The organism is Streptomyces sp. SS7, assembly GCF_037993025.1.
Lineage (GTDB): Bacteria > Actinomycetota > Actinomycetes > Streptomycetales > Streptomycetaceae > Streptomyces.
Genome location: NZ_CP141223.1, coordinates 5,823,777 through 5,840,997, shown reverse-complemented (window position 1 = coordinate 5,840,997; position 17,221 = coordinate 5,823,777). Strand labels below are relative to the sequence as shown.

At 72.6% G+C, this 17,221-nt stretch carries 10 protein-coding genes; 4 read left to right on the top strand and 6 right to left on the bottom strand.

Annotated features, from left to right (window positions below):
* Positions 1-165: 165 nt before the first annotated feature.
* Positions 166-912, bottom strand: coding sequence for an HNH endonuclease family protein (locus U5640_RS27090; RefSeq protein WP_340378335.1), 747 nt, complete (start codon positions 910-912; stop codon positions 166-168).
* Between the two features lie 193 nt (positions 913-1,105).
* Between U5640_RS27090 and U5640_RS27085 the strand changes: the two genes are divergently transcribed.
* Entirely contained in the window at positions 1,106-1,300 is a 195-nt protein-coding gene (locus U5640_RS27085; protein WP_340378334.1) for an antitoxin, read from the top strand.
* Positions 1,301-1,464: 164 nt separating this feature from the next.
* Here U5640_RS27085 and mfd read toward each other — a convergent pair whose 3' ends face one another.
* The 3 genes from mfd to U5640_RS27070 all read right to left on the bottom strand — a co-directional run bounded on the left by mfd (position 1,465) and on the right by U5640_RS27070 (position 8,765).
* Positions 1,465-4,998, bottom strand: coding sequence for a transcription-repair coupling factor (gene mfd, locus U5640_RS27080; protein WP_340378333.1), 3,534 nt, complete (start codon positions 4,996-4,998; stop codon positions 1,465-1,467).
* A 399-nt stretch (positions 4,999-5,397) separates the two neighbouring features.
* Complete coding sequence (locus U5640_RS27075; protein ID WP_340378332.1) at positions 5,398-7,980, bottom strand: FtsX-like permease family protein; 2,583 nt, start codon at positions 7,978-7,980, stop codon at positions 5,398-5,400.
* Positions 7,977-8,765, bottom strand: coding sequence for an ABC transporter ATP-binding protein (locus U5640_RS27070; RefSeq protein WP_340378331.1), 789 nt, complete (start codon positions 8,763-8,765; stop codon positions 7,977-7,979). Before U5640_RS27070 ends, U5640_RS27075 begins: the two co-directional genes overlap by 4 nt.
* Before the next feature lie 536 nt (positions 8,766-9,301).
* On the opposite strand from U5640_RS27070, the gene U5640_RS27065 reads away from it, so the two are divergent.
* The 3 genes from U5640_RS27065 (at position 9,302) to U5640_RS27055 (ending at position 13,161) form a co-directional block, all read left to right on the top strand.
* Positions 9,302-10,933: an MFS transporter gene (locus tag U5640_RS27065; RefSeq protein ID WP_340378330.1), complete on the top strand. Its 1,632-nt coding sequence runs from the start codon at positions 9,302-9,304 to the stop codon at positions 10,931-10,933.
* Between the two features lie 177 nt (positions 10,934-11,110).
* Entirely contained in the window at positions 11,111-11,518 is a 408-nt protein-coding gene (locus U5640_RS27060) for a DUF485 domain-containing protein (protein ID WP_340378329.1), read from the top strand.
* A gap of 59 nt (positions 11,519-11,577) precedes the next feature.
* A complete protein-coding gene (locus U5640_RS27055; protein WP_340385365.1) occupies positions 11,578-13,161 on the top strand; it encodes a cation acetate symporter in 1,584 nt (527 codons plus the stop codon).
* Between the two features lie 154 nt (positions 13,162-13,315).
* On the opposite strand, the gene U5640_RS27050 is transcribed toward U5640_RS27055, so the two are convergent.
* Both U5640_RS27050 and U5640_RS27045 read right to left on the bottom strand, forming a co-directional pair.
* Entirely contained in the window at positions 13,316-14,200 is an 885-nt protein-coding gene (locus tag U5640_RS27050) for a cellulose-binding protein (RefSeq protein WP_340378328.1), read from the bottom strand.
* A gap of 187 nt (positions 14,201-14,387) precedes the next feature.
* Positions 14,388-17,216 carry an SUKH-4 family immunity protein gene (locus U5640_RS27045; protein WP_340378327.1) on the bottom strand — a complete coding sequence of 943 codons (2,829 nt, stop codon included), beginning with the start codon at positions 17,214-17,216 and terminating at the stop codon, positions 14,388-14,390.
* Between the last annotated feature and the right edge of the window lie 5 nt (positions 17,217-17,221).

The following is a 17,221-nucleotide window of genomic DNA, read 5'->3' as shown; positions in this document are numbered from 1 at the left end:
CCGGCGGCGGCCAGGATCGCCTCGTGGCACCGGCCCTCGACCTCCAGGTTCCCGGTGGCGAAATGGCCCAGGCCAGGTATGCGTCGAGGTGGTGGCCCAGTTCCCGGGTGCGCCACCGGGCTCCCCGTCGGGCTCACCCCGCATCCCCGATCGCCCGGCTCGACGTCAGCCCGCGTGGAAGCGCTCCGGCGCCTTCGTGGGGTTGCCGCCCGTGGGGAGCTTCTGGCCGGGGCAGGAGGTGAGGACCTTCTGCATCGCGGACTTCTCCGCCGCCGTGACCCACAGCCCGTACTTCTTCTTCACGGCCACCTGCGCCGCGACGTACGTGCACCGATAGGCCTTGTTGGGCGGCAGCCAGGTCGCGGTGTCCCCGTCCCCCTTGGAACGGTTGGTGCTCGCGTCGACGGCCAGGAGGTTGAGCGGGTCGTTCGCGAGCGCTATCCGCTTGCCGGCGTCCCAGTACTTCGCGCCCGTCTGCCAGGCGTCGGACAGGGCGACGATGTGGTCGATGTCGACCTTGCTCGCACCGCGCCGGTAGGTCACGTCCTTGCCGGAGTAGGGGTCCGACTCCAGCACGCCGTACGACACCTTGCAGTCCCCGCCGGTGAACCGCACCTCCTTCAGGTCCCGCTTGAGTATGTCGTCGCGCGTGTCACAGCCGTTGGAGTCGGTGTCGGCCCAGGCGGCGCCGAACCGGTCCCGCTCGTAGCCGGTCTTGGGCGCGCGCCCCTTCACGGTGAGCGACCCGGCGGCCGTGAGGGCCGCCCCTCCGCCCGCCTTCGGTCCCGAACCGGAAGCCGACCCCGGTCCGAGGCCACCTCCGACGCCCTGGCCGTCACAGCCGGCCACCGCAACGACGGCCACCGCGCTCATCAGCATGGCGGCGGTCGCCGCCCCACCCCTCAGACGCATCCCGCGCGCCCCTCCCCTTGCCTGCCCGCTGCCACCCCGCACAGGGCGGTTTCCCCGGCGGACGTCGGTGCACACCGTACCGATCGGGTACTCCGCGGCATCCGGGAGGTCCAGACCACCGCGACTCCAAGTGGGCACACCTCACATCCCGGGCATATCGTCGAGGGTGAGTCACCTCCGGAAGGAGCTCTGCATGGGCATCCTCGACAGGTTCAGGCACAGCCGGGCGGCACAGGACAAGGCCAAGGACATGTCCGACGCCGGCGAACGGAAGGTCAACGAGAGGACGGGCAACAAGTACGAGGGTCAGGTCGACGAAGCCCAGCAGAGGATCGAGGGCTCGCTCGGCATGGACCGCGAACGGCCCGACCGGCCCGAGGGGCAGTGACCCAGGCCCTCCTGTGGTCCTGACGCGATCGCCGCAGCGACCACGGCCGAAGCGACCACGGAGGAGCGTCCGGCCCGCGGGCCGGACCCGCACACCACCTGAAACGAGAAGCCGTCCGCGCAGCCTCACCTCCCGCGGGCGGCTTCCCGCACGTCCCAGGCGGCCTACGACCCCAGCACCGACGCCAGGAACTCCCCCACCCAGCCCAGCAGTTCCCGGCCGACCAGCGGCTTGCCGCCGACCCTCGCCGTCTTCGGGCGGGGGACCAGGATCTGGTGGACGGCCGGCTTGATGACGGAGCCGGGGTACAGGCGCTTCAGCCGCAGTTCCTGCGACTCGCGCAACTCCACCGGCGCGAAGCGGATGTTGGCGCCCTGCAGGACGATCTCACCGACGCCGCACGCGCGTGCCAGCATCCGCAGTCCCGCCACGAGGAGCAGGTTCTCCACCGGTTCGGGCAGCTTGCCGTAGCGGTCGACGAGTTCCTCGCGTACGGCCTTGACGTCGTCCTCCGAGTTGGCGGAGGCGATCGCACGGTAGGCCTGCAGGCGCAGCCGCTCGCCGGGGGCGTAGTCGTGCGGGACGTGCGCGTCGACCGGCAGCTCGATCTTGACCTCGAGCGGCGGCTCCTCCTCGATCTCACCGGTCTCCAGCTGACGCCGGTAGTCCGCGACTGCCTCACCGACCATCCGGACGTACAGGTCGAAACCGACGCCCGCGATGTGCCCGGACTGCTCACCGCCCAGCAGGTTTCCGGCTCCCCGGATCTCCAGGTCCTTCATCGCCACGTACATGCCCGCGCCCATCTCGGTGTGCTGGGCGATCGTGGCGAGCCGTTCGTGCGCGGTCTCCGTCAGCGGCTTCTCCGGCGGGTACAGGAAGTACGCGTACCCGCGCTCACGGCCCCGGCCCACCCGGCCGCGCAACTGGTGCAGCTGGGAGAGCCCGAAGGTGTCGCCGCGCTCCACGATCAGGGTGTTGGCGTTGGAGATGTCGATGCCGGACTCGACGATCGTCGTCGAGACGAGCACGTCGAACTTCTTCTCCCAGAAGTCGACGACGACCTGTTCGAGGGCCGATTCGGACATCTGGCCGTGGGCGGTGGCGATCCGCGCCTCGGGGACGATCTCCCGCAGCCGGGCCGCCGCGCGGTCGATCGACTCGACCCGGTTGTGGATGTAGAAGACCTGGCCCTCGCGCAGCAGTTCCCGGCGGAGGGCGGCGCCGATCTGCTTCTCCTCGTACGGGCCGACGAACGTGAGCACCGGGTGGCGCTCCTCCGGCGGGGTGGTGATCGTCGACATCTCCCGGATGCCGGTGACCGCCATCTCCAGGGTGCGCGGGATCGGGGTCGCGGACATGGTCAGCACGTCGACGTTGGCGCGGAGCTTCTTCAGCTGCTCCTTGTGCTCGACGCCGAAGCGCTGCTCCTCGTCGACGATGACCAGACCGAGGTCCTTGAACTTCGTCTCCGAGGAGAACAGGCGGTGGGTGCCGATGACGACGTCGACCGCGCCCTCGCGCAGGCCCTCCAGGACCGCCTTCGCCTCGGTGTCCGTCTGGAACCGGGACAGCGCCCTGACGTTGACCGGGAACTGCGCGTACCGCTCGCTGAACGTCCCGAAGTGCTGCTGGACGAGCAGGGTCGTCGGGACGAGGACCGCGACCTGCTTGCCGTCCTGGACGGCCTTGAAGGCGGCGCGGACCGCGATCTCCGTCTTGCCGTAGCCGACGTCACCGCAGATCAGGCGGTCCATGGGGACCGTCTTCTCCATGTCCTCCTTGACCTCGGCGATGGTGGTGAGCTGGTCGGGGGTCTCCGCGTAGGGGAACGCGTCCTCCAGCTCGCGCTGCCACGGCGTGTCCGTGCCGAAGGCGTGCCCGGGGGCGGCCATCCGCGCGGAATACAGCTTGATCAGGTCGGCCGCGATCTCCTTGACGGCCTTCTTCGCGCGCGCCTTGGTCTTCGTCCAGTCGGCGCCGCCGAGCCGGTGCAGGGTGGGTGCCTCGCCGCCGACGTACTTGGTGATCTGCTCCAGCTGGTCGGTGGGGATGTAGAGGCGGTCGCCGGGCTGGCCGCGCTTGGCGGGGGCGTACTCCACGACCAGGTACTCGCGCGTGGCGCCCTGCACGGTGCGCTGCACCATCTCGATGTAGCGGCCGACGCCGTGCTGCTCGTGGACGATGTAGTCGCCCGCCTCCAGGGTGAGCGGGTCGATCGTCTTGCGGCGCCGCGCGGGCATGCGCGCGCCGTCCTTGCCGGCCGCCTTCTGGCCCGAGAGGTCGGTCTCGGTGAGGACGACCAGCTTCAGCGCCGGGTCGACGAAGCCGTACTCGACGGAACCGCACGCCACCTGGACGACGGAGGGGCTCAGCGAAACGAGGTCGGTGTCGAGGCGGGCGGCGACGCCCTCGCCGCCCAGCACCTCCACCGTGCGGGCCGCCGGGCCCTGGCCCTCGGTGACGAAGACGACGCGCCAGCCGTCGGCGAGCCAGCCCTTGGTGTCGGCGAGGGCCTTCGCGGTGTCGCCGCGGTAGGTCTCGGGGGCGTGCATACCGAGCTGGAGGGTGTCCGCCTCCCGTTCGAGGTCGGCGGCGAACGGCGACACCGACCACCACATCATGTCCCGCTCGCGCGCGTGCTCGCGGACGTCCGCGATCGACCGCAGGGAGGCCGCGCCGACGTCGATGGGCGCCTCGCCGCCGCCGGCCGTGGCCGCCCAGGACGCCTGGAGGAACTCCTGCGAGGTCGCCACCAGGTCGGCGGCGCGCGTGCGGACCCGCTCCGGGTCGCACACGACGGACATGGCGCCCTTCGGCAGGACGTCGATCAGCAGCTCCATGTCGTCGACGAGGACGGGCGCGAGGGACTCCATGCCCTCGACCGCGATCCCCTCGGCGATCTTGTGGAGCAGTTCGCCGAGTTCCGGGTGCTGCTCGGCGAGGGCACGCGCGCGTGCACGGACGTCGTCCGTCAGCAGGAGTTCACGGCAGGGCGGGGCCCACAGGCCGTGCTCGGCGACTTCGAGGGAACGCTGGTCGGCGACCTTGAAGTAGCGGATCTCCTCGATGTCGTCGCCCCAGAACTCGATGCGCAGGGGGTGTTCCTCGGTGGGCGGGAACACGTCCAGGATGCCGCCGCGCACGGCGAACTCGCCGCGCTTCTCGACGAGCTCCACGCGCGCGTACGCCGCCGCTGCGAGGGCGGCGACGGTCTGGTTCAGGTCGGCCTGCCCGCCGGTGCGCAGGGCCACCGGTTCCAGGTCGCCGAGGCCCTTGACCTGCGGCTGGAGCACCGAGCGGACCGGTGCCACCACGACGGAGACGGGGCCCGTCTCGGGGTCGTCCGGGCGCGGGTGGGACAGCCGGCGCAGGACGGCGAGCCGGCGGCCCACGGTGTCGCTGCGGGGGCTGAGGCGCTCGTGCGGGAGCGTCTCCCAGGAGGGGTACTCCACGACCGTGTCGGGCGGGAGCAGGGAGCGCAGGGCGGCGGCCAGGTCCTCGGCCTCGCGGCCGGTGGCGGTGACGGCGAGGACCGTGCGGCCGGTCTCGCGGGCGAGGGCGGCGATGGCGAAGGGGCGGGCCGCCGGGGGGCCGACGAGGTCGATGTGCATGCGGTTGCCGTCTGCGGCCGCGGGGATCGCTTCGGCGAGGGCGGTGTCCTTGACGACGGCGTCGAGCAGACCGTGCAGGCTCATTCGGGGCGGCTTTCGTCGGTGGGCGGGCGTCGGCGGGTGGGCAACGCGAAGGACCCGACACGCGTCACGGGCCGGGGGTGTCCAGGGTACGACGGGGCGCCGCGGTTCGCCGGGGGCTGTGGACAACCAGGGGTGCCCAGGGTGCGCGTGCCGGGTTTCTCGGGGTGCGCGGACGGACGACCCGGCGCCGAGAAGCCCCCCGTGACTTCTCGGTGCCGGGTCGTGTCCCCCGTAGCGCCGCCTGGTCGGTCCCGGTCGCCGCCCGGTTGTGCTCCTGGGAGTCTGATGAAGATCTTGCTCCGGCCGCCTGACTCGCCCCGGATTGCCAGTAAATGTCAATCACTATGAACCGGTGCAAGTCGGGCGCGATTTCAAGATCTTCAGGACGCTTCTAGTCCCTCAGTCCGTGGCGATCGCGTTCAGGACGTTCATGCGGCCGGCGCGGAAGGCCGGGATCAGGGCCGCGAACAGGCCCACGAAGGCCGAGCCGATGAAGACACCGGTGATGGTCGGCCACGGGATCTCGAGGACGGTCAGCCCCTCCAGGGCGAGGAGCTGCTGGGCGGTGGCGCCCCAGCCCATGCCCAGACCGAGCCCGAGGAGGGCGCCGAACAGGGCGATGACCACCGATTCCATGCGGATCATGCGGCGCAGCTGGCGGCGGGAGAGGCCGATGGCGCGCATCAGGCCGATCTCGCGGGTGCGTTCCACCACCGACAGGGCCAGGGTGTTCACCACGCCCAGGACCGCGACGACGATCGCGAGCGCCAGGAGGCCGTAGATCAGGTTGAGGAGCTGGCCGATCTGGTCCTTCAGGGCCTGCTTGTAGTCGGTCTGGTCGCGGACGCTGTACTGCGGGTAGCCGTGCAGGGCCGACTTGAGGGACGTGTACGCGGCGTCCTGCTGTCCGTCCTTCGCCGAGGCGAAGACCAGCTGGTCGAGGGGGAGCTTGTCGGCCGGGACGTACTTCTTCAGCGTGGCGATGGAGGTGTACATCGCGCCCTGGTCGATGACGACGTCACTGCTGGTGATCGCGCGGACGGTGAGGCGGGCCGTGGAGCCGTTGTCGAACGCCACCGCGATCTTGGACCCGAGGTGGATGCCGTGGTCCTTGGCGAACGTCTCGTGGACGGACATCGAGTCCGGCGCGTAGGCGTCGGCGAGCCGGCCGGCGACCGTCTCGGTGCGCAGGTCCGTGGCGTAGCTCGGGTCGGCCGCGGTGATCGCCGTGCCGTCGAGCGTCCTGCCGTCGGGCGTGGTGAAGTCGGCCTTGGTCCACTTGTACTCGGTGACCCTCTCCAGGCCCGGGGTGTCCTTGACGGCGCGGACGGCCTGCGGGGTGATGAGCTGCCCGTTGTCGCTCTGGATGATGAAGTCGGTGCCGACGGTCTTGTCGAGCTGGTCGGTCGCGGAGGCGACCATGGAGGAGCCGACGACCGACAGGCAGGCGACGAGGGCGAGGCCGATCATCAGGGCGGCGCCGGTGGCTCCGGTGCGGCGCGGGTTGCGCAGGGCGTTGCGTTCGGCCATGCGGCCGACGGGGCCGAAGGCTCTCAGCAGGACCGCGCCGAGGACGCGGACCACGGCGCCGGCGAGCAGCGGGCCGATGACGACGAAGCCGATCAGGGACAGCACCACGCCCAGGCCGAGCCAGAGGGAGCCCTCCTTGGCCTTGTCGGCGGCGGAGGCCAGGTAGAGGCCGTAGCCGCCGGCGCCGGTCAGCAGCAGGCCCAGGACGGCCCGTACGGCACCGGCCTTGGCGTCGGCGGGGGCGCCCGCGTCGCGCAGGGCGGCCATCGGGGAGACCTTGCCCGCGCGGCGGGCGGGCAGCCAGGCCGCGAGGACGGTGACGATCACGCCGAGGGCGAGGCCGACCACCGGGGTCGTCCAGGCCACCGTGAGGTCGTCGGTGGAGAGGTTCATGCCCGTCATGCCCATGAGCTTCATCAGGCCGACCGCGAGCCCGATGCCCGCGCCGACGCCGAGGACCGAGCCGACGGCACCGAGCAGCAGGGCCTCGGCGAGGACGGAGCGGTTGACCTGCCTGCGGCTGGAGCCGACGGCCCGCATCAGGCCGATCTCGCGGGTGCGCTGGGCGACCAGCATGGAGAAGGTGTTGATGATCAGGAAGATGCCGACGAGGAAGGCGATCCCGGCGAAGCCGAGCATCGCGTACTTCATGACGTTCAGGAAGTCGCCGACGTCCGCGCGGTTGGCGTCGGCCGTCTCCTTGGCGGTCTGCACCTTGTAGCCGGCCGTGCCGAGTTCCGCCGTGACGTTCTTCTTCAGCTGGTCGTCGCTGACGCCGGCCGCGGCGGTGACGTTGACGTTGGTGTACACGTCCGGCTCGCCGACCAGCGTCTGCTGGGCGGTCCTGGTGTCCAGGTAGAAGATCGCGGCGCCGGGGTTGGTGACCTGGAAGGCGGCGATGCCGGAGATCCGCGCGGTGTGCGTGCCGACCGCGCTGATGACGCCGATCTCGTCGCCGAGCTTCAGGTGGTGCTTGTCGGCGGTGTCCCGGTCGACCATGACCTGGTCGGAGCCCTTCGGCGCCGTACCGGAGGTGATCTTCATGGTGCGGGCGTCGTTGCCGTTCCAGCTGCCGACGATGGTCGGGGCGCCGCTGGACGGGGAGAGATTGTCCTTGTCGGCGTCCACGACGGTCACCGAGGTCGAGAAGACGGTCCCCTCCGCCGTCTTCACGCCCCGGGCCTCGCGCACCTTGCCGAGCACGGAGGCCGGCATGACCGGCGGCTTGCCGTTGTCGGAGGTGGTCTGGCCGGTGTCCGAGGCGTCCTTGGCGCTGACCGTGACGTCGGAGGAGGTCGCGGCGAACAGCTTGTCGAAGGTGGTGTTCATGGTGTCGCTGAACACCAGGGTGCCGCAGACGAAGGCGACGGAGAGCAGGACCGCGACGGCCGACAGGGCCATGCGCCCCTTGTGCGCGAAGAAGTTGCGCATCGAGGTCTTCAGCACGGTCATGACGTACGCCCCCGCGCGTCGAAGTCCTTCATGCGGTCCAGGACGGCGTCCGCGGTCGGCTTGAGCATCTCGTCGACGATCCGGCCGTCGGCGAGGTACAGCACGCGGTCCGCGTACGAGGCCGCGACCGGGTCGTGGGTGACCATCACGATCGTCTGGCCCAGCTCGTCGACGGAGCGGCGCAGGAAGCCCAGGACCTCGGCGCCGGCGCGCGAGTCGAGGTTTCCGGTGGGCTCGTCACCGAAGATGATCTCGGGGCGGGCCGCCAGGGCGCGCGCCACGGCGACACGCTGCTGCTGGCCGCCGGAGAGCTGGGTGGGCCGGTGCTTGAGCCGGTCGGAGAGTCCGACGGTGTCGACCACGCGCGCGAGCCACTCCTTGTCGGGCTTGCGGCCCGCGATGTCCATGGGGAGCGTGATGTTCTCGATCGCGTTCAGCGTGGGCAGCAGGTTGAACGCCTGGAAGATGAAGCCGATCCGGTCCCGGCGCAGCTGGGTGAGCTTCTTGTCCTTCAGGCCGGTGATCTCCGTGTCGTCCAGGTAGATCTGACCGCCCGTCACGGTGTCGAGACCGGCGAGGCAGTGCATCAGCGTGGACTTGCCGGACCCCGAGGGGCCCATGATCGCGGTGAACTGGCCGCGGGCGATGTCCACGTCGACGTGGTCGAGGGCGACGACCCGGGTCTCTCCGGACCCGTACGCCTTGACGACCTGCCGCGCCCGCGCGGCGACGGCCGTACGCCCTCCAGTGCCCCCGTGCCTGGGGATGGTCACAGCCGAAGTCACGGTAGATCTCCTATGTCTGAAGTGAGTGCGAGAAGTGCGCGACGTGCGCGTCTTGCGCGAAGTGCGGGACGTGCGCGTCTTGCGGGACGTGCGCGTCTTGCGGGACGTGCGCGTCTTGCGGGAAGTGCGGGAGGTGCTACGTCGAAGAGTCTGGCGGCGGGAGGGGGTCCGGCGCGCTGGTGCCGGGACCCGTCTTACCGGGGGGTTAACCCCACCCTCTGCCGCTGGGGCTGGCCACCCCCGACGGCGTAAAGCCAGGTTAAGAAGGCACCCGGGCCGGTCTCGTCCTCCGTCGGTACGAACCCTCCCCGAGACGTAGTACGGAGGTCCCCCTAGGGGCTCTCCACCACCGGGTGGAGCGGTTCTCGGGGTCGTCTCCACCCTTCGCCCCGCCCCTGTCCGTCCCGGCGGTGCCACCCTGCTCCCTTCCGTCGCGGGAGGGTCAAGGCTGTCCGGGCTCGCGGGGCAGGTGGGAAGCTGTCGTCCGGCAGATGGATGCAGGGGGCACGGGAGACGGCGGCAGGGGGAGGGCATCGGTGGAGGACACGAGACCCGCGACACGCGGGGGCGCGGCGCGGCGCACGGGCCAAGAGCGGCGGGGCGCGGTGGTGGCCGCGCTGATGCTCTCCATGGCGCTGGCCGCCCTGGACTCCACCGTGGTCTCCACGGCCGTCCCGCAGATCGTGGGCGACCTGGGCGGGTTCTCGGTGTTCTCCTGGCTGTTCTCGGGCTATCTGCTCGCGGTGACGGTCACCCTGCCCGTCTACGGCAAGCTCTCCGACACCTTCGGCCGCAAGCCGGTGCTGGTGGTGGGCGCCGCGCTGTTCCTGCTGGGGTCGCTGCTGTGCGCGCTCGCCTGGAACATGGCGGCGCTGATCGCGTTCCGCGTGGTGCAGGGTCTGGGGGGCGGCGCGCTCCAGGGCACGGTGCAGACGCTTGCCGCCGATCTGTATCCGCTCGAGGAGCGGCCGAAGATCCAGGCGAAGCTGTCCACGGTGTGGGCGGTGTCGGCGGTGGCCGGCCCCGGGCTGGGCGGGGTGCTCGCGGCGTACGCGGACTGGCGCTGGATCTTCCTGGTCAACCTGCCCATCGGGGCGGTGGCGTTGTGGCTGATCGCCCGTCACCTGCACGAGCCGCAGCGGGAGCCGCGGGCGGCCCGTGGGCCCGGGCGGGGATCGTCGCCACGCGCGCGTGAGGGGCGGAAACCCGTGCGGGAATCGTCGCCACGCGCGCGTGTGGACTGGGGCGGGGCGCTGGGCGTGTTCGCCTGTGGCGGGGTGTTGCTGACCGCGCTGGTGCAGGGCGGGGTGGCCTGGCCGTGGTGGTCGGTGCCCTCGCTGGGGCTGTTCGGGGTGGGGCTGGCGCTGGCGGGACTCGTGGTGGTGGTCGAGCGCCGGGCGGCGGAGCCGATCATCCCGGGATGGGTGTGGAGGCGCCGGACGATCGCTGCGGTCAATCTGGCGCTGGGCGCGCTGGGCCTGCTGATGGTGGCGCCCACGGTGTTCCTGCCGACGTACGCGCAGTCGGTGCTGGGACTCGGCCCCGTGGCGGCCGGCTTCGTGCTCTCGGTGTGGACGCTCAGCTGGCCGGTGTCGGCCGCGCTGAGCCAGCACCTGTACCGGCGGATCGGCTTCCGTGACACCGCGCTGCTCGGCATCGGCGCCGCCGCGCTGGTCCTGCTGGCGTTCCCCTTCCTGCCGTATCCCGGCGCGGCCTGGCAGCCGGCCCTGCTGATGCTGGTGCTCGGGGCGGCGCTCGGCCTCTTCCAGCTGCCGCTGATCGTGGGGGTGCAGTCGACGGTGGGCTGGTCGGAGCGCGGGACGACGACCGCGTCGGTGCTGTTCTGCCGGCAGACCGGGCAGACGATCGGCGCCTCGGTGTTCGGCGCGGTGGCCAACGGGGTGCTGGCGGCCCGGCTGGGCGGGGCGGGCGACCTGGACTCGGTCACCCGCGCGCTCGACGCCGGTACGGCGCCCGAGTCCGTCCGGCGCGCTGTCGCGAGCGCCGTGCACGCCGTGTATCTGGGCGCGTCGTGCGCGGCCGCGCTGGCCTTCCTGGTGCTGCTGTGTGTGGCGCCGCGCCGGTTCCCGGTGCTGGGGGAGCAGGAGCGGGCCGAGCCTCCGACGGCGGACGAGCAGCCGGAGGGCCGGGCGGAACAGCGCGGTTAACGCGGGTAACACCCCAGGTCAGCGGCCGGATCGCACAGTAAGCGCATACCGACCGACCAGTTTGGTGAAAAGACTTCGCATGGAACGTACTCCCGAGTAACGTGCGTGGCTCGCCACCCCCCACCCCACCTCCCTGCGGTCCGCCGCCACGGACCCGAGCCGCGCAAGGAGCACGGGATGTCCTACGACCCGTCCCGCCCCCGCCCGACATACCCCTGGCAGCCGCCACCCCCGCCATCCGCCGCACCCCCGCGCCACCGACCGGACCACCCCACCCCACTCGGGCACCACAGCGACCTGCGGACGCTGCGCGGGGCCTACCGCCGCCAGCGCCGCGTGGCCACGCTCACCGCGCTCGGCTACTTCGTCGTGTTCCTCGTCCTGTCCGGCTTCGCGCCGTCCCTGATGACGGCCACCGTCACCACCGGACTGCCCGCCGGCCTCCTCCTCGGACTGATCCAGCTCCCCGTCACCTGGCTGGCGATCGGCGTCTACGAGCGCACCGCCCGGCGCCGGGTCGACCCGCTCGCCGACCGCATCCGCAAGCAGTACGAGATCGACGCACGGCGGGGGGCCACCCGGTGAGCACGGCACACACCCCCCTCGCGGCCTCCGTCACGGAGTTCAGCGGCGACGCGCAGACCATGTCGCTGGCCGCCTTCACCGCGGTCGCCACCGTCACCCTGCTGCTGTGCGTGATGACCGGCCCCGACCGCGACGACCTGGACGAGTTCTACACCGGCTACCGCTCCCTGTCCCCGCTGCGCAACGGCCTCGCCATCGCCGGCGACTACATCTCCGCCGCCACCGTCCTCGGCACCGGCGGAGTCATCGCCCTGTGCGGCTACGACGGTGTCGTCCTCGCCCTCAGCACGGCCCTGTCGCTGATGCTGCTGATGTTCCTGCTGGCCGAACCCCTGCGCAACGCCGGCCGGTTCACCATGGGCGACGCGCTGGCCAGGAGGATGCCCGGGCGCGCCGTACGGATCACCGCCTGCGCCGTCACCCTCGCCGCGCTGCTGCCGATGATGCTGGTGCAGCTCGCCGGCACCGGACAGCTCCTCGCGTTCATCCTGGGCTTCTCCGGAGACTCCGTGAAGACCGGCTGTGTCGTCGTCATGGGCGCGCTGATGATCAGCTACGCGGCGATCGGCGGCATGAAGGGCACCGCGCTCATCCAGATCCTGAAGATCGTGACCCTGCTCGGCTCCGGGGTCGCCGTCGCCCTGGTCGTCCTCGCGCGCTTCGACTGGAACCCCGGCACGCTGTTCGACGCGGCCGCGCGGGGCAGCGGGGTCGGCGACGCCTTCCTGCGCTCCGGCCTGGAGTTCGCCGACGGTCCGTACCCCCGGGTCGACATGATCACGGCCCAGCTGTCGGTGGTCCTGGGCGGTGCCTGCCTGCCGCACATCACCATGCGCATGTACACCGCCTCCAGCGCCCGCCAGGTGCGCCGCTCCCTGTCCTGGGCGGTGTCCGGCGTGGCGGTGTTCGTCCTGGTGATGACGGTCGTCGGGTTCGGCGCCACGGCCCTGGTCGGACGTGCGGCGATCGCCGCGGCGGACCCGCGGGGCAACACCGCCTATCTGCTGGGCTCACGGGCCGCCTTCGGCACGGACGTGTCCACCGCCGAGACCCTGCTGTTCACGGCGGTCACCACGGCGATCTTCCTCACCGTCCTGGCCTCCGTCGCCGGCATGATCCTCGCCTGCGCCAACTCCCTCGCCCACGACGTCTTCGCGGCACGCGCGCGAGGCACGACGCCACAGCGCGAGATGCTGATCGCCCGGCTGTCCGCGCTGGCCGTCGGCGCACCGACCATCCTGCTCGCCACCCAGGTGCAGCACCGCAGCCTGCAACCCCTGGTCACGCTCTCCTTCTGCCTGGGCGCCTCCGCGCTCGCCCCCGCCCTCGTCTACAGCCTCTTCTGGCGCCGCTACACCCGCACCGGCCTGCTGTGCACCCTCATCGGCGGCACCCTCGCCGTCCTGGTCCTCATGCCGGGCACGAACCTGGTCTCCGGCTCGCCCGCCGCCGCGTTCCCCGAGGCCGACTTCAACTGGTTCCCCTTCACCACCACCGGCATCGTCACCGTCCCCCTCGGCTTCGCCTTCGGCTGGCTGGGCACGCTGGCCTCCGGCCGGCGGGGCGCCGAGGAGCAGCGCCGCCGCTACGAGGCGGTGGAGGGCTGGATCCTGGCCGGAGCGGCGGTACGCAAGGGCGACTGACGGTCACCCGGAGGACGACACGCACAGACGGAAGACACGGCACGCGCGTGCGCGCGCGTGCCGTGCCGTGCCGGACCGTGCCGGACCGTGCCGGACCGTGCCGTGCCGTGCCGTGCCGTGCCGGACCGTGCCGTGCCGTGCCGTGCGTGCATGATCACTCCGCGGGGCGGCCCGTGAGCGCCCTGAGGCTCTCCTGGACCTGCTCCATGTGCGCCCGCACCTCCTCCGAGAGTTCCTGGTGCTTGCGCACCACCCGTTCGGTCTCCTGCGCGATGCGGTCCTCCTTCAGCCGGGCCTCGGCGAGGATCTGCGTGGCACGCGCGCGTGCCTCCTCCTGCCGCCGGCCGATCGACTCCTGGGCCTCGGTGAACTCCCGCTGCGCCGCGGCCAGGGCCTCCTCGGCACGGGCCACCGCCCGCTCATTGTTCGCCTCCAGGGCGGCGATCCGCTCGGCCAGCTCACGGTCCGCCTCGGCCCACTTCTCGGCGTGCTCGTGCTTCGGCTCCACCAGCAGGCCCGCGGTGCGCTGCCGTACGTCACGCAGCGCGTCGAGCTCCGCGCCGCGGAACTCCTTCACCTTGCGCCGAGCGGTGACGCGGATGCCCTGCGCCTCGGCGCGCGCGGCGAGCAGCCGCTTGTGGGCGTGCTCCTTGGCCTCGGTACGGATCGCCTCCGCCTGCTCCTGCGCCGTGCGGCCCAGCGTCTCGGCGTGCTCCTCGGCCTGCGCGACCTCCTCCGCCGCCTCCCGCCGGGCACGCTCGACCATCCCCGCAGCCTCTTCCTGGGCGAGCTCCCACAGGCGCCGGGCCTGCTCCCCGAGGGAGTCGTACGTCTGCGGTTTGATCTCGGTGCAGGCCTCCCGCAGCCGCTTGGCCTCGACCACCATGTCCTTGGCAAGCATCGTGAGCCGGGTGACCCGCTCCCAGGCCGCGTCGCGTTCGGCGGAGAGCGCGGCGGTGAACGTGTCGACTTCTTTGGGCCGGTAGCCGCGCCCGAGAACGGTCACGAACCCCGGCGATGACACCCGTGCGCTGCTCATGCTGTAGCCCCTTCCACCAGACGGACGCGAAATGATGATTTCCCGCATATCTTGATGTATCGGACTTAAGTGTTCATAACGCGACACTCCGGACGCATGGTGCGGGCCTTCCCCGCAGAAAAAGGGCCGGGCCGGTCATATGACCGGCCCGGCCCTCGACACACCCGGTGTCAGCGGGACGCCCGCCTCACAGCAGTCCGTCCCACATCTGCTCCAGCAGCACCGACCACCAGCTCTCCGGCGAACCCAGCGCCGCCGGGTCCAGCGAGGCCAACTGCGCCTGGAAGTCCACCGTCCAGCGCCCCGCCTGCTCCTGGTTCAGCCCGAACCGCAGCCGCCACATCCGGCCCAGCAGAGCGAGACACCGCTGGAACTCCGGCAGCCCGGTGTTCACGAACTGCGGCGGCACCGACCCGCCGCCCGGCCCCGCCTCCACCGGCACCGCGACGATGTTCGCCGTCCCGTACTGCACACAGACGGCCTTGCCGAAGTCACTGCCCATGACGAGGTACGACCCCGCGTCCGGCGCCGACCGCACCCCCCGCTCGGCCGCCAGCTCCGCCAGCGTCGGCACCGGCCGCCCCGGCTGGGCCTGCGCCCAGAAGAACGGCCCCATGTCCATCGGCAGGCCCGCCACCACCAGCGTGTGCGCCACGACCGGCGGCACGCCCTGCCGGGACACCGCCGCCTGCTCGAACCGGAAGAGCCCCGGCCCGAACGCCGCACCCAGCTCCTGCGCGATCGCCTCCGGCGGGATCGGCGGGACCGGCTGCACCGGCGGCAACGGCGCCCGCACCGGCGCGGGCCGCGCGGGACCGTCGGCCACCTGGTGCAACTCCCCCTGGTGCGCCAGCAACTGCTGCATGCCCTGCTGCCGGCTCGCGTGGTCCGTGCCGTACGGCGCGATGCTCGCCAGCCGCGCCTGCGGCCACTGCTCCCGGATCATCCGCGCGCAGTACGCGCCCGGCAGCTCGCACGACTCCAGCTCGGTGTGCAGCTCCAGCACCTGGTCCGGGGGCACGTTCATGGCCCGCAGCTCGTGGAAGATCTGCCACTCCGGGTGCGGGGTGCCCGGCGCCGAACGCCGGATCACCTGCTGCTCCGAACCGTCCTGCGCGCGGTAGCGCAGCACGGCCTGGTACCCCGGGCCGACCGTCGGCTGCCCGGGCGGCTGCTGGGGATACCCGTACCCCGGCGGCTGCCCCGCTCCGGGCACACCTGCCGGCATGCCCCGAGGGACACCCGGGGGCATCCCAGGGGCGCCAGGAGCGCCAGGAGCGGGCGGCGGGGGCGCACCGGGGGCGCCGACCGGAGGCCCGGCCAGCACGGTCTGCGCCTGATGCGGAGCACCGGGAGCACCGGGAGCACCCGGACCCTGGGGTACGCCGGGCGCGTGCGGTGCGCCGGGCGCACCTGCCGGAGGCTGCGGCATCCCAGGGGCGCCCGGAGGCTGCGGCGCGCCCCCGACCCCACCAGGGCCACCGGGTACACCGGGTACACCAGGGCCACCGGGTCCACCCGGACCCATCCGCCCCGGGTCGGCCAGCATGGTCGCGGCATGGTGCACACCGCCGGGAGGAGCACCACCCGGCGTGTTCGGCCCGCCCGGGGCGTTCGGCCCGGCGGGCGCGTTCGGCGCACCGGGACCGGCCGGCCCCTCCGGCCCCAGGGCCGACACCAGCTGCGTGGGCACATAGCCCCCCGCCGCGCCGGCCCCGGGCGCACCCGCACCGGGCGGCGGCGGAGGCGGCGCAGCGCCCGGCCGGCCGCCCGGAGCCCCCGGCGCACCCGGCGGAGGCGGCGGCGTGGCCCCACCGCGCGCACGGCGCGGAGGAGGAGCCGCCTTGCTGGTCGCGGCGTCGGCGATCTCACCGGCATTCGGCGCGAGCGGCCGCCCCGGCGCGCCCCCGCCCTCGGCACCAGCACCGCCAGGTGCTGGTGGATACCCGTACGACGCCCCGGCGGGTCCCTGAGGGGGAGTCGGCGGCACGGGCGCGCCCGGCCCCTGCGGATACCCGTACGACGACCCACCCGGCCCGGGCGGCGGAGGCGGGGTCGGCGTGCCGCCCCGCGTGCCCGCGGCACCCGGTGCGCCCGCGGCAGCCGCCGCGCCCGGGGCGTCCATCGCCGGGGCGACCGCCGTCGGCGGCAGCCGGCTGCCGCCCTTCATCAGGGCCGTCTCGGCGTCCGGCAGCCCGGCGGGCGGCGGCGCGGGCTCGTCGGAGCCGCTCAGCGGCGGCGCGAAGACCGTCGCGGGCAGCGGTACGGAACGGTCGTCGCCGGCGTCGCCGTTGGTGTCCGTCCCCGTCCAGGGCGTCGCCCCGGCGGGCGGCGGCGCGACAGGACCCCCCGGCACACCGGCCGCGGGCCCCGTCGGCACCCCGGGCTGCGTCTGCGGCAGCCCGCTCCCCGGCACACCGGCCTGCGTCCGCGGCAGCCCGCTCCCCGGCACACCCGCCTGCGTCCGCGGCAGCGACGGATCCGGCGCCACGCCCCCACCCGTCGCACCGCCGGCACCCGCAGCACCGGCCGACAGACCAGCACCGGAAGCAGCACCAGAACCCGCACCGGAACCGGAACCGGCACCAGCACCGACCCCGGCCCCCGAGCCCCCGCCGTCGGACTCCCGCGTCGTCTCCCCGATGCCCAGCTTGTCCGCCGCGTCCTGCAACCACTCCGGCGGCGACAACAGGAACGACGTCTGGTTCAGATCCACCCGCGCCGCGGGCGCCGGCGCCGCGTCCCGGGGCTCTTCCGGACGGCCGTACTCCTCCTCGTAACGGCGGATCACCTCACCCACCGGCAGCGCCGGCCACAGCGTGGCCTCCCCGCTGTCCCGGGCGATCACCAGCCGCTGCGCGCCCCCGTCCGACCGGGGTCCCTCCGCGCGGTCCTCCGCCCACACCACGAACCCGAGCCCGAACTCCCGTACCCGCACCTCACGGTGCTGGTACGCCGGAACGTCCCCGTTGATCCACTCCTCGGCGCGCTCCTGCGCCTGCGCGAACGTCACCATCGCTC